Raw genomic sequence first — 14,233 nt, 5'->3', positions numbered from 1 at the left:
GCGGACCGGTTTCTTTATTATATGCGCGAAACCAACGCTTACGCGAAGAAACCCGCTCTCAGGACCACCGTAACATGCGCCTATCACTTCTTCCTATCGTCGTTTTCTTGATGCCTCTGGCTGAGATCGCCGGATTCATCGTCGTTGGAAAGATGATCGGCGTCTGGGCGACACTGGGGCTTGTCATCCTCAGCGTGCTGCTCGGTGCCGCTCTCTTGAGGATCCAGGGCATCGGCATTCTCCAACGCATCTCGGCCGAAAGCCGCAACGGCGGCGATCCCGGCCGCGAGATGGTGCATGGCGCGATGATCGTGGTTGCCGCCTTCTTCCTGATGCTGCCCGGCTTCATCTCTGATATCATCGGCCTGCTGCTCTTCATCCCTGCCGTACGCGATCTCGCCTGGCAGGTTTTGCGCAAGCGCATCGTCGTCGTCGGCAATTCGCGGGCCTTCCGCCGCGGGCAAGGCCCGGGCGCCGGACCGCAAGGTCGGCCGAACAAACCCGGAAACGTCGTCGATCTCGATGAAGGCGATTTCCATCGGGAGCCGAACCGCAACTCGCCCTGGTCGGATCAAAAGCGTCTAGAAGACTAGGGAACGGCCTCGGGAGCGCCGGAGCCATAAGGGTTGTAAGCCCCTTTTCTAAATGCTAGATGGCGACACCCATCGAGACGTGAGAGGACACCCCATGGCCAACGAGACCAACGGCAACGGTGCAGCCAGCCCGAGCCTCAGCATCCTTGCTCAGTACACCAAGGATCTTTCCTTCGAAAATCCGGGTGCTCCGCGCTCGCTCCAGGCCCGGGAAAATGCCCCCGACATCAATATCAATGTGAACGTCAACGCCAACCCGCTGTCGGATTCCGATTTCGACGTCGTGCTGACGCTGAGCGCCGAAGCCAAGGATGGCGAGCGCGTACTCTTCCACACCGAGCTGGTCTATGGCGGCGTCTTCCGCGTCACCGGTTTCCCGCAGGAACACATGCTGCCCCTGCTCTTCATCGAGTGCCCGCGCCTGCTGTTCCCCTTCGCACGCCAGATCATCGCCGACGTCACGCGCAATGGCGGCTTCCCGCCGCTGATGATCGACCCGATCGATTTCGCGCAGATGTTCACGCAGCGCATGGCCGAAGAGCAGGCTCGCGCTCAGGTTTCGGCTGTTCCGAACTAAGCCTGTATTTTTCCAGTTCCAGAAGCGAAAATGCCCGGATCGCACGTCCGGGCATTTTCTTTTGATGTTTTGGAAAGCGCTTTTACTCGGAAGCGCTGTATTTCGACCAAATTCCCTTCGTGCCGAGCTTGGCGACCAGCGCTGCATGAGCCGCGAGTTCCTCCTCGGTCAGCCGGCTCGGCAGCGGAGCGGGCCGCGCGAAGATGTCGATGACGACTTCTTCCGTGACATCGTTTTGGCGGAAGCGCGCTGATGAACCGGTGACGCTGCCAAGACCAAGGGCCGTCTGTCGGCCGCCGATCATCTCTATATAGACTTCAGCCAGCAGTTCGGAGTCGAGCAACGCGCCATGTTTCGTGCGGTGCGAGTTGTCGATGCCGTATCGACGGCAAAGAGCATCCAGCGAATTCGGCCCCATCGGGTGCTTTCGGCGCGCCATGGCGAGCGTATCGATCACCATGTCGGGGAGGATCGGCGGGCGGCCAAGCCTTGCGAACTCCGCATTGACGAAGCCCATGTCGAAGGTGGCGTTATGCGCGATCCATTTGGCATCACCGAAAAATTCGAGAATTTCGTCCGCGACAGTTTCGAAGAGCGGTTTGCCCGTCAGGAACTCATCAGTAATGCCGTGCACGGCCAGAGCATCGGGATGAACCTTGCGATCGCCCGGATTGATATAGATGTGCAGTGTCTTGCCGGTCGGAAAATGGTTGAAGAGCTCGATGCCGCCGATTTCGATGATGCGGTCTGCCCTGTTGTCGAGGCCGGTGGTTTCCGTATCGAAAATGATTTCGCGCATATCGGGACTTCGCTTTCCTATTTTTCGACCAACAGCTTGTGCCGCAGTTCCGCAATGATGTCTCTTACCTGCGTGCGGGCTGCATCGATGCTTCCGCCGGTATCGATGACATAATCGGCGCGTGCTCGCTTTTCCGCATCCGGCGTCTGCCGGGAGAGAATCATATTGAATTTTTCCTCCGTCATGCCCGGCCGGGCAAGCACCCTCTCCCGCTGAATCTGTGGATCACAGCTGACGACGACGATCTTATCCACTCGCTTGTCTGCGCCGGTTTCGAAAAGCAGCGGGATATCCAGCACGACCATATCGGCGCCGGCCTTGCGTTGGCGCTCCAGAAACTGGTGCTCGCGATCGCGGACCAGCGGATGGACGATGGCTTCGAGGCGCTTGAAGCCAGAGGGATCGCCCGCCAGCTTTCGGCTAAGTTTCTGCCGGTCGACCCTGCCGTCAGCCGTTGTTCCGGGGAAAGCAGCTTCGACCAAGGGAACGGCTTCGCCACTATAGAGATCATGCACGACCGCATCGGAATCGTTCACCGGGATTCCGGCTTCGGCGAAGAGTTTCGCCGAGGTCGACTTTCCCATACCGATCGATCCCGTCAGTCCGATCCTGATCATGCTAGTGCTTTTCCATGTCGGCGATGATCAATGCCCTCAAGGTTTCATCGACCGCCGGACGCTTTCCAAACCATTTTTCGAAGCCCGGCACGGCCTGGTGCAGCAACATGCCGAGACCGTCGACGATGGCAAAACCCTGTTCCTCGGCCTGGGCGAGAAGTGGCGTCTTCAGCGGTACATAGACAATGTCGGTGACGACGGCGCCTTCCACAAGAGGAGAGAAATCGATCCGGGGTGCTGCCTCACCGTCCATGCCAAGCGAGGTCGTATTGATAAAGAGACCGGCACCCTGCATGACCTCGCCGAGTGCGGTCATCGGATGGGCATAGACCCTCGCGCCGAACCGATCCGCCAGTTCCTGCGCTCGTTCAACCGTGCGGTTGACCACATGGATTTCCTTGAAGCCGCGGTCGCGTACCGCCTGGATGACAGCGCGACTGGCACCCCCTGCCCCGAGGATGACCGCACGATCGCTGCGATCCCAACCGGGATGACGCTCGTCGAGGTTCGCTGTGAAGCCGCGGCCATCGGTATTCGTTGCATGCAGCTTGCCATTTTCAAGCCATAAGGTGTTGGACGCGCCCAATTCTTCCGAAAGTTCGTCGGGCTGATCGGCGAGCTTGAAGGCTGCTTCCTTATGAGGGATGGTGACGTTCCCGCCGACGAAGCCGCTGGAACCATCCTTCAAGGATGAGATGAAGGCTTCGAAATCCTCCACTGGCACTTCATGGGCACGATAGCTGCCGGCCAGGCCGTGCTGCTTCAGCCAGTAACCATGGATCAGCGGCGAGCGCGAATGCCGGACCGGATAACCCGTTACAAAAGCGTTTACGCTTTGTGTTTCACGTGAATCATCCATCGATCGTCCCCAACTCTCGCAGTTTTTCCAAAAGCGGCAGCATCGGCAATCCGAGGATGGTGAAGTAGTCGCCGTCGACTTTCGAGAAAAGCTGGATGCCCTCCCCCTCAAGCTGATAGGCGCCGACGCTCGACAATGCCTTCTCGCCGACGCGGCTCAGATGCCGATGAATGAAATCGGCCGGCAACTCACGCATGGTCAGATCGGCGTGGGATACATGTTCCCAGATGATGTCGCCGTTGCGCGCCAAAGCGATGGCGCTGTTCAGCCGATGAGTTTTACCCGATAGCGCCCGCAGATGATTTTCCGCCTCGGCCATCGACTTCGGCTTGTGAAAGACCTGGGCACCGAGTGACATGGTCTGATCCGAGCCTATAACGAGCGATCCGGGGAAGCGATCGCTCACCTCTTTTGCCTTCGCCTTTGCCAGCACGAGCGCGACAGCATCGGGGCTGGCGCCACCCAGTTCCAGCGGTGCTTCGATCGCACGCTCATCGATATCGGCGGCGATGGCCTGGAAATGCAATCCGGCGTTTTCCATCAGCATCCGCCGGAATGGGCTGGATGATGCGAGGATAAGGGGCGAGGTCATGACGGTTGCCTCCGAGATGGTCATGGGGGAGCGCTTAGCGCAGCTTGGGTCGCAGGGCAACAATGGCGGCGGCGGTCTCTTCGATCGAACGGCGGGTCACATCGATGATCGGCCAATTGTGCCGCGCGCAGAGGGAACGAGCATATTTGAGCTCTTCGGAGATAGCGGCTCTATCCGTATAGCCGCCGCGATCGAAGCCGGGGGTCGCCCCGAGAATGCGATTTTCACGAACCTGCGAGATACGGTCGGTCGTCGCAACCAGTCCGACGATCAAGGGCTTAGTCGCCCTGGCGAGGCTTTCCGGCAACGGCACGCCATGGACGATCGGAATGTTGGCCGTCTTGATGCCGCGGTTCGCCAGATAGATGCTGGTCGGCGTTTTCGAGGTGCGGCTGATACCGATAATGACGACATCGGCTTCGTCATAATCATCGGGCATCTGGCCATCGTCATGATCCATGGTGAAGTTCAGCGCTTCGATGCGGGCGAAATAATCCGCATTCATCACATGCTGCGCGCCGACGCGCCGACGCGACGCCGTGCCGAGATAGGTCTGGAAAACGTTCATGACCGGCTCGAGAACATTGACGGATGGTACGCCCATCTCCCTGCAGCGCTCGGCGATGAAATCGGCAAGTTCGCGATCGACGATCGTATAGAGGACAATGCCGGGGCTATGATCGATTGCTTCCAAGACAGGCAGAAGCTGCTTGCGATTTCTAATCAGCGGATAGACGTGCTCAATCGGCTGGCTGGCATGGAATTGCACAGAGGCCGCGCGGCCGGCGGAAATGAGAGTCTCGCCCGTTGAGTCAGAAATCAGATGCAGATGAAAGAAGCTTGTTCGGTTTTCCACGCTACTTTCCATCACCTGTTGATATCTCGGGAGAAAAGAGAGGTACGGGAAGGGGGCCATCTTGGGCAAGTGGAAAACGGCCGAGTTTTCCACATTCGGAATTTTCGAGAGATGGCTTTCGCGGTGGCTGTGAGCAATGTGGATAAGATCGACCACACCTCACTCATCCCCGACTTGTCCCCAGACTGCGAAAATCCGAATTTCTCGTCAACCTCCTCAAAAGATTGAAAAATCACCTTTCTTATCCACATATCGGCTTGCAGTCTCGAAATCTCTCCAAATTTATGCGCGAGGCGCGACAAATTGGATAGGCAAGGGATGAACTTTAATCCTTGCTACTCACCGACTCTAAGAAATAGAAACCTTTCAATATATGTTTGGTTTTATATAGGACGACGTCTGTGACCGATGAACGCCGGAAGATCATGCGGGTCTTGAGCGGAGAAACGCTCACCCCTCCCCCGCTCTGGCTGATGAGACAGGCAGGCCGTTATCTACCCGAATATCGTGAAACGCGTGCGAAGGCGGGAAGCTTTCTAGATCTCTGTTATTCGCCAGATCACGCCGTCGAGGTGACGCTGCAGCCGATCCGCCGTTATGGCTTTGATGCGGCCATTCTCTTCTCCGACATTCTTGTCATCCCTGATGCATTGAAACGGAATGTTCGCTTCACTGAAGGACATGGGCCGGAAATGGACCCAATCGACGAGACGGGTATCCTGGCTTTGAAACCGGACGACATCCTCGCGTATCTGGAGCCCGTCATGGAGACGGTGAGGCGGCTGCGGCGGGACTTGCCTCACGAAACCACGCTTCTCGGCTTCTGCGGTGCTCCCTGGACGGTTGCGACTTATATGATCGCCGGACACGGCACGCCGGATCAGGCCCCTGCCCGACTGTTTGCCTTTCGCTATCCCAAGGCCTTCGAACATCTGCTGATGCTGCTTGCGGACATTTCAGCCGATTATCTCGTGGCCCAGATCGATGCCGGTGCGGATGCTGTGCAGATTTTCGATTCCTGGGCGGGTGTGCTTGGCGAGAAAGAATTCGAGGCTTTCGCCATCAAACCGGTTGCGAAAATGATTGCGTCGGTGAAGGCACGGCGGCCAAAGGCGCGGGTGATCGCTTTCGCCAAGGGTGCGGGCTATCTGCTGAAGGCCTATCGGCAGAAGACGGGTGCCGATGCGATCGGCCTCGACTGGTCGGTGCCTTTGGCCTTTGCTCGGGAACTGCAGAAGGACGGGCCGGTGCAAGGCAATCTCGATCCGATGCGCGTGGTTGCCGGCGGCAAGGCTTTGAATGACGGTATCGACGATATCCTGCAGCAGCTCGGAAATGGCCCGCTGATTTTCAATCTCGGGCATGGCATCACGCCCCAGGCCGATCCGGCCAATGTGGCGGCGCTGGTCGAACGCGTGCGGGGATGGAGGAACTGATGACGGTGGAAAAGCAGACGGATTCCGCGCCGGGCCAGAAGGCCGGACGACGGGCCTATTTCATGATCTTGATCCTCGCGGTGCTGGCGATCGGTCTGTTTGCCTGGCATCCGGCCGATCTCTATCTCTGGATCAAGGCTTTGCACATCATCGCCGTCATCTCGTGGATGGCCGGCATGTTCTATCTGCCTCGGCTGTTCGTCTATCACACCGATGCCGCGCCGGGATCGCAGCAATCCGAGACCTTCAAGGTGATGGAGCAGCGTCTGCTGCGCTATATCATCAACCCGGCGATGATCCTGACATGGATTTTCGGGCTTTATCTTGCCTGGTCGGTCTATGATTTCCAGGGCGGCTGGCTCCATGCTAAGATCGGACTTGTCTTGATCCTCTCGGGCGTTCATGGCCATTTCAGTGCCGCGGTGCGTGCCTTTGCCCGCGACCAGAACAAGCATTCTGCCCGGTACTGGCGTATCATGAACGAGGCGCCGACGCTTCTGATGATCGCGATCGTCATTTTGGTGGTCGTCAAGCCGTTTGCGTGAGGCAGGCTGTATTAGGGGCGACGTAAAATTTCTTTCATTTTGCGTGCCCCCCTTGCGGTTCAGAAAGTGAGTCGCTATTTTCCCGCCATCTTCTCTTCGTGGCATGTATCCATTCTGTCGCCCGCGAGCGCCCCTATCGCGGTTCTGAATACGAACAACATTGCCTTTCCCCTCCTAAAAAATGAGTAATTCCCTTCATGGCTGAAATGAAGCTTCAGGAACTGAAAAATAAATCCCCGACCGATCTCCTGGCCTTTGCCGAATCGCTCGAGGTGGAAAACGCCAGCACGATGCGCAAACAGGAATTGATGTTTGCAATCCTGAAGGTGCTGGCGAGCCAGGACGTAGAAATCATCGGCGAGGGCGTCGTCGAGGTTCTGCAGGATGGCTTCGGTTTCTTGCGTTCCGCGAACGCAAACTATCTTCCCGGTCCAGACGACATCTATATTTCGCCCTCCCAGATCCGCCGCTTCTCCTTGAAGACGGGTGACACGGTCGAGGGACCAATCCGCGGACCGAAGGAAGGCGAGCGCTATTTCGCGCTGCTGAAAGTCAACACCATCAATTTCGACGATCCGGAAAAGATCCGTCACAAGGTTCACTTCGATAACCTCACGCCGCTTTATCCGAACGAGCGTTTCCGTATGGAACTCGACGTTCCCACGTCAAAGGATCTTTCGCCCCGCGTGATCGATCTCGTGGCGCCGCTCGGCAAGGGCCAGCGCGGCCTGATCGTCGCACCGCCGCGTACGGGTAAAACCGTCCTGCTGCAGAATATCGCGCATTCCATCACCGCCAATCATCCGGATTGCTATCTGATCGTTCTCTTGATCGACGAGCGTCCGGAAGAAGTGACTGACATGCAGCGCTCCGTGCGCGGCGAAGTCATCTCGTCGACCTTCGACGAGCCGGCCGTGCGCCACGTCCAGGTCGCCGAAATGGTCATCGAGAAGGCCAAGCGCCTCGTCGAGCATGGCCGCGACGTCGTCATCCTGCTCGACTCCATCACCCGCCTTGGCCGTGCCTACAACACTGTCGTCCCCTCTTCCGGTAAGGTTCTGACCGGTGGTGTCGACGCCAACGCCTTGCAGCGTCCGAAGCGCTTCTTCGGTGCCGCGCGTAACATCGAGGAAGGCGGTTCGCTGACGATTATCGCGACGGCGCTGATCGATACGGGCAGCCGCATGGACGAAGTGATCTTCGAAGAATTCAAGGGCACCGGTAACTCGGAAATCGTGCTCGACCGCAAGGTTGCCGACAAGCGCATCTTCCCGGCCATGGATATTCTCAAGTCCGGCACGCGTAAGGAAGACCTCCTCGTGCCGCGCCAGGATCTGCAGAAGATCTTCGTTCTTCGCCGCATCCTCGCCCCAATGGGCACAACCGATGCGATCGAATTCCTGATCGACAAGCTCAAGCAGACGAAGAACAACCCGGATTTCTTCGATTCGATGAATACGTAATCCCTAGCCGGATTCGTCAAATCGCCGCTTTGGCGGCGGTTCCCTGGTATTATGATCGGGCTGCGCATTGCGGCCCGATTTTGTTTTGTAGGATCGGACGTCGAGATGAAGGAGCGCTCGGCAATCGATTCGGATGCGGATCAATCTTATGTTGACGATGAACGAGACGATCTATGCTTTGTCCAGCGGCGGTCTGCCGGCCGGCGTTGCCGTGATCCGTATCAGCGGAAATCTCGCGCTCCGTGTTGCCGAATCCCTTGCCGGCCCGTTGCCGCAGCCGCGGCAGGCGGTGCTCAGAACGATTCGGACTCGTAACAATCTGATGATCGACCGCGGCCTTGTGCTGGTTTTTCCCGGTCCGGCCTCCTTTACGGGCGAAGATTGCGTCGAAATTCATGTCCACGGCGGCAAGGCCGTGGTGAATGTGCTTCTGGAAGAGCTCTCGACCTTCGAGAATTGTCGCATGGCGGAACATGGCGAGTTCTCACGACGCGCGCTCGAGAATGGAAAGATGGATCTGGTGGAGGTGGAAGGCCTTGCCGATCTCATCGGTGCTGAAACGGAGATGCAGCGCCGGCTTGCGCTGGAGCATGCGGCCGGCGGGCTGTCGGATCTCTATAACGGTTGGGCCGACAGGCTGACCCGGGCACGCGCTCTGATCGAGGCGGAGCTCGATTTCGCCGATGAGGACGATGTGCCCGGTTCGGTCTCGGATATGGTATGGGCCGATATGAAGCGGCTGCGTCTTGAAATTTCCGACCACCTCGCAGGTGCCGATCTCGGCGAGATCATCCGCGACGGCTTGAAGGTGGTCATTGCAGGTGCCCCGAATGTTGGCAAGTCCAGTCTCATGAATGCCTTGGCAAAGCGCGAGGTGGCAATCGTCACCGATATCGCCGGCACGACTCGTGATGTGCTGCATATCGATCTGAATATCGAGGGATATGCCGTTAGGCTTTATGATACGGCCGGTTTGCGAGACACGGATGAAGTGGTGGAGCGTGAGGGCATTCGTCGGGCGCTGCGGACGGTTGCGGATGCGGATCTTGTTCTGTCTCTAGCCGAGATCGGCGGTGAAGCACAGCGGAGTTTTCCGGGATTTGCCGGCAAGGTCCTCACTGTCGGTACGAAAGCCGATATTCACGCTGAGAAAACCAATCAATATGATTTGCTGATCTCCTCGAGCACTGGCTCGGGCCTGGCGGAATTGCATGAGCTTCTGCGGCAGGATCTCCAGATCCGTTCCGGGGCGCTATCGCTCGCTTTGCCAAGTCGGCTGCGTCATCGCACCCTGCTTGCAGAGAGTCTTGATGCAGTTGAGGCTGCACTAAGTTCGGAAGATCACGGCCTGGATATCAGGGCGGAATACCTAAGACGGGCGGCCACAAGCCTTGGACGCATCACCGGCCGCGTCGATGTGGAAGATTTGCTGGACGTGATCTTCTCAGAATTCTGCATAGGAAAATGATTCACGTGAAACAGAGAGTCATATACTCTCAGCAGACGTTTCACGTGAAACCTTCTTGACTCCTGAAATTGGTGTGCCAAACAAGCGGCACGACCGAGGACTTGATGATGTTCGATAAAACGTATGATGTGATTGTTGTGGGTGGTGGCCACGCGGGCAGCGAGGCTGCAGCCGCGGCCGCACGCCTCGGCGCGCGCACGGCACTGGTAACGCATAAGCGTGACACGATCGGCGTCATGTCCTGCAATCCCGCTATTGGCGGTCTCGGTAAAGGCCATCTAGTTCGAGAAATCGACGCTCTCGACGGCTTGATGGGCCGCGTTGCGGATGCGGCCGGCATCCAGTTTCGTATGCTCAATCGCAAGAAGGGTCCCGCCGTCCGTGGCCCGCGCACCCAGGCGGACCGCAAGCTCTATCGCCTGGCCATGCAGGCGGAGATCAACGCGATCGACAATCTTGAGGTTATCGAAGGCGATGCTTTCGATCTTACCTTCGAGCACGGCAGGGTGTCCGCGGTGATTTTGAAGGATGGCCGCGCCTTTCGCTGCGGCGCTGTTGTTCTGACCACAGGAACTTTTCTTCGCGGTCTCATTCATATTGGCGACAAGAAGATCCCGGCGGGTCGTGTTGGCGAAGAGCCGTCCCTCGGACTTTCTGCCACATTGCTGCGACACGGCCTTGCTCTGGGACGATTGAAAACTGGAACGCCTGCTCGCCTCGACGGAACGACCATCGATTGGAATTCCGTCGGACGTCAGGGTGCGGATGAAGATCTCACACCCTTCTCTTTCATGACTGATTCCATCGTGAATCCGCAGATCGAATGCGGGGTAACCCGAACCACGCCCGAAACTCATAGGATCATTGCCGAAAACCTGAAGCGTTCGGCAATGTATTCCGGTCAGATCGAAGGTGTGGGACCGCGCTATTGCCCGTCGATCGAAGACAAGATTGTCAAATTCGGCGAACGCGACGGTCATCAGATCTTCCTCGAGCCGGAGGGTTTGGATGACAACACCGTCTATCCAAACGGCATATCGACTTCCCTGCCCGAAGATATCCAGGATGAATTCATCAAGACCATTCCGGGTCTGGAACAAGTCCGGATTCTCCAGCATGCTTATGCCATCGAGTATGATCATGTCGATCCGCGTGAATTGAAGCTATCCCTCGAAGTGGAGAAGATTCCGGGACTTTTCTTGGCTGGCCAGATCAACGGCACGACGGGCTATGAGGAAGCTGGCGCTCAAGGTCTCGTCGCCGGGTTGAATGCCGCGCGTCTCGCCAGCGGCGGTAAAGCCATCGAGTTTAGCCGAACAGAATCCTATATCGGTGTGATGATCGACGATTTGACCTCGCGGGGCGTGGCGGAGCCGTATCGAATGTTTACGTCCCGCGCGGAATACCGTTTGTCCCTCCGCGCTGACAATGCTGACGTCCGCCTTACCCCGGTCGGGCTTGCCTTGGGCTGCGTCGGTTTCGGCCGCGCGGCGCGTTTCGGCCAATATATAAAGAGGCTTGAACAGACGCGTGAGCAGCTGAGAAGCTTGACCGTAACGCCGAACGAAGCGGAAAAGGCCGGTATGCATCTCAATAAGGACGGTCAGCGGCGGTCTGCGTATGAGCTTCTTTCTCATCCTGGTCAGTCGGTGGAGAACCTGTCCCGGCTCTGGCCGGAATTGCGGTCTATCGAGCGTAACGTGGCTGAGGCCATCGAGATCGAAGCCGCTTATGCCGTCTATATGGATCGCCAGACAGCCGATATCGTTCAGGCCCGGCGGGAGGAAGAGCGCGTCATTCCGGCGGAATTCGACTTTTCGGTTCTTTCGGGCTTGTCCAATGAGCTGAAGCAAAAGCTGGGAGCGGCGCGGCCGAAGAATATTGCCCAGGCCTCCCGCATCGACGGAATGACGCCGGCGGCAATTTCGTTGCTATTGGCTTATTTGAGGAAAACGAGCGCGCCGGAAGAACAGAAGCTCGTTTCCTGACACTACCACAAGGTTAGAGAGTCCGTAGTATGGAATTGAACGGTGTGCGTGTTTCACGTGAAACACAGGAACGGCTGCAGCATTTTGCGCAGCTTTTCCAGAAATGGGCGAAGACCATCAATCTTGTTGCGCCATCCACGATCGACGATCTCTGGCGTCGCCATATTGCGGACAGCGCGCAGATTTTCCAGTTGCATCCGGCAGCGGACCATTGGGTCGATTTGGGGAGCGGCGGTGGATTTCCAGGTGTGATAACGGCAATCCTGTTGGCGGAAAAGGGTGCGGGGCAGGTCGATCTGGTCGAAAGCAATCAGAAGAAGGCTGCGTTTTTGCGTGTCTGTCTCCGGGAATGCGAGGCCCGGGGGGCTGTTCATGCCATTCGTATCGAAGACGCACCCGCTGCGATCCAGACCTGTGACGTTATTTCGGCACGGGCGCTTGCTGAGCTTGATATGTTGCTGGATTACTCGGCTCCTTGGCTCGAGCGCAATGAGAATCTGCGCCTCTTTCTGCATAAAGGCCGGGATTACGAACGTGAGCTGCAGAAAGCCCGTGGTCGTTGGGAATTCGATCTGGTAAAACATCAGAGTGTCGTTGAGCGAGATTCCGTCATTCTGGAGCTCAGTCGTCTTCGACGCCTGATTTAACCATAATTTGGATGTGCGGCAGATGATCGGCGAGCGAAACCGGATTATTACCATCGCAAATCAAAAGGGCGGTGTCGGCAAGACCACAACCGCAATCAACCTAGCGACGGCTCTTGCCGCTATTGGTGAGCGCGTCCTGATTGTCGATCTCGATCCCCAGGGAAATGCCAGCACGGGGTTAGGCATCGAGCGACGTGACCGCAAGCTGTCTTCCTACGATCTATTGGTGGGTAGCCACGGGATCATGGATACGGTTCAGGAAACGGCCGTTCCGAATCTCTTCATTGTGCCATCGACGATGGATCTGCTGGGTGTCGAGATGGAGATTGCGCAGCAACCGGACCGCGTTTTCAAGCTGCGGCGCGCGCTGAACGCCCCGGACGCTCTCGCTTTTTCTTACATTCTGGTGGATTGTCCACCTTCCTTTAACCTGCTGACGATGAATGCCATGGCTGCTGCCCATTCCGTTTTAGTGCCGTTACAGTGCGAATTTTTCGCCCTGGAAGGCCTCAGCCAGCTGCTGGAGACGGTCGATCAGGTGCGGCGTACGGTCAATCCATCCCTCGATATCCAGGGTATCGTCTTGACCATGTTCGATTCCCGCAACAATCTGGCGCAGCAGGTTGTCACCGATGTACGGACTCATCTTGGCGAAAAGGTCTACCATACGTTGATTCCACGCAACGTCCGCGTGTCCGAAGCGCCGTCCTACGGCAAGCCCGCCATTCTTTACGACCTGAAGTGTGCAGGCAGCCAGGCCTATCTGCAGCTCGCTTCGGAAGTGATCCAAAGAGAGCGGCAGCGAAAAGCTGCCGCCTGATATGACGTAGTATTTGTTCTAGAGTGAGTATCGGCGATGAATGATGATCTTTCGAAGCGGCGTCTCGGGCGCGGACTGGCAGCTCTCATCGGGGAGATGGATCAGCCGACGCCCGTGGATGCCGGCAGACCGGCCGTCAATCCCGATCGCCTTGTGCCGATCGAATTCATCAGCCGCAATCCACGCAATCCTCGTCGCTATTTCGACGAGACCGAGCTGCATGATCTCGCCAGCTCAATTCGCCAGCATGGCATCGTGCAGCCGGTCGTGGTCCGCACCGTTTCTTCCGATCGCTATGAGATCATTGCCGGTGAACGGCGCTGGCGAGCGGCGCAGCTTGCCGGTCTGATCGAAATTCCAGTGATCGTTCGCGATGTCGATGACAAGACCGCGCTTGAGATCGCCATTGTCGAGAATGTGCAGCGCGCGGACCTCAATCCATTGGAAGAGGCGCTGGGTTACGAGCAGTTGATCGCCGAGCATGGTTATACGCAAAACGATCTTGGCGAAATCATCGGCAAGAGCCGCAGCCATGTCGCCAACTCTCTGCGTCTGCTGAAGCTTCCTGACCCGGTGCGTGATATGCTTGCCGCAGGCTCGCTTTCCGCCGGTCATGCCCGCGCTCTCGTTTCGACCTCCGATCCAACGGCACTGGCACGAACTGTTGTCTCCAAGGGCATGTCGGTTCGCGATGCTGAACGTCTCGCGCAGAATGACATCAAGGCACAGAACGACCCCCGCCCCGCTGGCGTGCGCAGGGATGAGAAGGATTCCGATACGCTTGCTCTCGAGCGTACGCTGTCTGACACGCTAGGGCTCGATGTTTCCATCAATCATCGCGGCAATGGCGGCCAGGTGAAGATCAGCTACAAGACGTTGGAGCAGCTGGAGGAAATCTGCCGGCTTCTGGAGCGCCGCTAAGACGGTTCTGCTCTACAAGAAACGTCAAATCGTTCCGCGGTTTGCTTCTCGC

The 14,233-nt window shown here is 57.5% G+C and carries 15 protein-coding genes; 10 read left to right on the top strand and 5 right to left on the bottom strand.

Translation table 11 applies throughout. The annotated features are described in order from the left end of the window. The first annotated feature begins 74 nt into the window (after positions 1 to 74). Positions 75 to 593 carry an FxsA family protein gene (locus PH558_RS13750; protein WP_095433401.1) on the top strand — a complete coding sequence of 173 codons (519 nt, stop codon included), beginning with the start codon at positions 75 to 77 and terminating at the stop codon, positions 591 to 593. A 94-nt stretch (positions 594 to 687) separates the two neighbouring features. Next, positions 688 to 1,170 (top strand): protein-export chaperone SecB, encoded by a 483-nt coding sequence (gene secB / locus PH558_RS13745; protein WP_069613913.1) that lies wholly within the window; start codon positions 688 to 690, stop codon positions 1,168 to 1,170. 82 nt (positions 1,171 to 1,252) lie between these two features. Here secB and dnaQ read toward each other — a convergent pair whose 3' ends face one another. The 5 genes from dnaQ to PH558_RS13720 are packed head-to-tail and all read right to left on the bottom strand — an operon-like array spanning position 1,253 to position 4,893. After that, positions 1,253 to 1,969 (bottom strand): DNA polymerase III subunit epsilon, encoded by a 717-nt coding sequence (gene dnaQ, locus PH558_RS13740; RefSeq protein ID WP_285204904.1) that lies wholly within the window; start codon positions 1,967 to 1,969, stop codon positions 1,253 to 1,255. A gap of 17 nt (positions 1,970 to 1,986) precedes the next feature. Then, positions 1,987 to 2,586 (bottom strand): dephospho-CoA kinase, encoded by a 600-nt coding sequence (gene coaE / locus PH558_RS13735; protein WP_285204903.1) that lies wholly within the window; start codon positions 2,584 to 2,586, stop codon positions 1,987 to 1,989. 1 nt (position 2,587) lies between these two features. Further along, complete coding sequence (locus tag PH558_RS13730) at positions 2,588 to 3,445, bottom strand: shikimate dehydrogenase (RefSeq protein WP_095433398.1); 858 nt, start codon at positions 3,443 to 3,445, stop codon at positions 2,588 to 2,590. Continuing rightward, a complete protein-coding gene (locus tag PH558_RS13725; RefSeq protein ID WP_113408561.1) occupies positions 3,438 to 4,037 on the bottom strand; it encodes a Maf-like protein in 600 nt (199 codons plus the stop codon). Before PH558_RS13725 ends, PH558_RS13730 begins: the two co-directional genes overlap by 8 nt. A 34-nt stretch (positions 4,038 to 4,071) precedes the next feature. Beyond that, complete coding sequence (locus PH558_RS13720) at positions 4,072 to 4,893, bottom strand: pyruvate, water dikinase regulatory protein (RefSeq protein WP_095433397.1); 822 nt, start codon at positions 4,891 to 4,893, stop codon at positions 4,072 to 4,074. A 401-nt stretch (positions 4,894 to 5,294) separates the two neighbouring features. On the opposite strand from PH558_RS13720, the gene hemE reads away from it, so the two are divergent. The 8 genes from hemE to PH558_RS13680 all read left to right on the top strand — a co-directional run bounded on the left by hemE (position 5,295) and on the right by PH558_RS13680 (position 14,181). Beyond that, positions 5,295 to 6,329, top strand: a complete 1,035-nt coding sequence (gene hemE, locus PH558_RS13715; protein ID WP_285204902.1) for a uroporphyrinogen decarboxylase — start codon at positions 5,295 to 5,297, stop codon at positions 6,327 to 6,329. After that, entirely contained in the window at positions 6,329 to 6,874 is a 546-nt protein-coding gene (hemJ, locus tag PH558_RS13710; RefSeq protein WP_285204899.1) for a protoporphyrinogen oxidase HemJ, read from the top strand. Before hemE ends, hemJ begins: the two co-directional genes overlap by 1 nt. A gap of 197 nt (positions 6,875 to 7,071) precedes the next feature. Then, positions 7,072 to 8,337 (top strand): transcription termination factor Rho, encoded by a 1,266-nt coding sequence (rho, locus tag PH558_RS13705; protein WP_004127423.1) that lies wholly within the window; start codon positions 7,072 to 7,074, stop codon positions 8,335 to 8,337. Between the two features lie 148 nt (positions 8,338 to 8,485). Further along, entirely contained in the window at positions 8,486 to 9,805 is a 1,320-nt protein-coding gene (mnmE, locus tag PH558_RS13700) for a tRNA uridine-5-carboxymethylaminomethyl(34) synthesis GTPase MnmE (RefSeq protein WP_285204898.1), read from the top strand. Positions 9,806 to 9,912: 107 nt separating this feature from the next. Then, positions 9,913 to 11,793 carry a tRNA uridine-5-carboxymethylaminomethyl(34) synthesis enzyme MnmG gene (mnmG, locus tag PH558_RS13695; protein WP_285204897.1) on the top strand — a complete coding sequence of 627 codons (1,881 nt, stop codon included), beginning with the start codon at positions 9,913 to 9,915 and terminating at the stop codon, positions 11,791 to 11,793. A gap of 29 nt (positions 11,794 to 11,822) precedes the next feature. Next, entirely contained in the window at positions 11,823 to 12,440 is a 618-nt protein-coding gene (rsmG, locus tag PH558_RS13690; RefSeq protein ID WP_285204896.1) for a 16S rRNA (guanine(527)-N(7))-methyltransferase RsmG, read from the top strand. Between the two features lie 22 nt (positions 12,441 to 12,462). After that, entirely contained in the window at positions 12,463 to 13,260 is a 798-nt protein-coding gene (locus PH558_RS13685; protein WP_095433393.1) for a ParA family protein, read from the top strand. Between the two features lie 36 nt (positions 13,261 to 13,296). After that, a complete protein-coding gene (locus PH558_RS13680; RefSeq protein ID WP_095433392.1) occupies positions 13,297 to 14,181 on the top strand; it encodes a ParB/RepB/Spo0J family partition protein in 885 nt (294 codons plus the stop codon). Positions 14,182 to 14,233 lie beyond the last annotated feature (52 nt).

It is taken from the genome of Rhizobium pantanalense (assembly GCF_030182525.1).
Lineage (GTDB): Bacteria > Pseudomonadota > Alphaproteobacteria > Rhizobiales > Rhizobiaceae > Rhizobium.
The sequence above is the reverse complement of the archived record's forward strand: the minus strand, read 5'-3'. Positions and strand labels throughout refer to the sequence as shown.

What these genes read in the sequence shown, in the direction of transcription:
- PH558_RS13680 (WP_095433392.1), top strand. Translation starts at nt 13,297, where the DNA reads ATGAATGATGATCTTTCGAAGCGGCGTCTCGGGCGCGGACTGGCAGCT.
- hemJ (WP_285204899.1), top strand. Translation starts at nt 6,329, where the DNA reads ATGACGGTGGAAAAGCAGACGGATTCCGCGCCGGGCCAGAAGGCCGGA.
- mnmG (WP_285204897.1), top strand. Translation starts at nt 9,913, where the DNA reads ATGTTCGATAAAACGTATGATGTGATTGTTGTGGGTGGTGGCCACGCG.
- PH558_RS13730 (WP_095433398.1), bottom strand. Translation starts at nt 3,445, where the DNA reads ATGGATGATTCACGTGAAACACAAAGCGTAAACGCTTTTGTAACGGGT.
- PH558_RS13685 (WP_095433393.1), top strand. Translation starts at nt 12,463, where the DNA reads ATGATCGGCGAGCGAAACCGGATTATTACCATCGCAAATCAAAAGGGC.
- coaE (WP_285204903.1), bottom strand. Translation starts at nt 2,586, where the DNA reads ATGATCAGGATCGGACTGACGGGATCGATCGGTATGGGAAAGTCGACC.
- PH558_RS13725 (WP_113408561.1), bottom strand. Translation starts at nt 4,037, where the DNA reads ATGACCTCGCCCCTTATCCTCGCATCATCCAGCCCATTCCGGCGGATG.
- PH558_RS13750 (WP_095433401.1), top strand. Translation starts at nt 75, where the DNA reads ATGCGCCTATCACTTCTTCCTATCGTCGTTTTCTTGATGCCTCTGGCT.
- secB (WP_069613913.1), top strand. Translation starts at nt 688, where the DNA reads ATGGCCAACGAGACCAACGGCAACGGTGCAGCCAGCCCGAGCCTCAGC.
- mnmE (WP_285204898.1), top strand. Translation starts at nt 8,486, where the DNA reads ATGTTGACGATGAACGAGACGATCTATGCTTTGTCCAGCGGCGGTCTG.
- rsmG (WP_285204896.1), top strand. Translation starts at nt 11,823, where the DNA reads ATGGAATTGAACGGTGTGCGTGTTTCACGTGAAACACAGGAACGGCTG.
- dnaQ (WP_285204904.1), bottom strand. Translation starts at nt 1,969, where the DNA reads ATGCGCGAAATCATTTTCGATACGGAAACCACCGGCCTCGACAACAGG.
- rho (WP_004127423.1), top strand. Translation starts at nt 7,072, where the DNA reads ATGGCTGAAATGAAGCTTCAGGAACTGAAAAATAAATCCCCGACCGAT.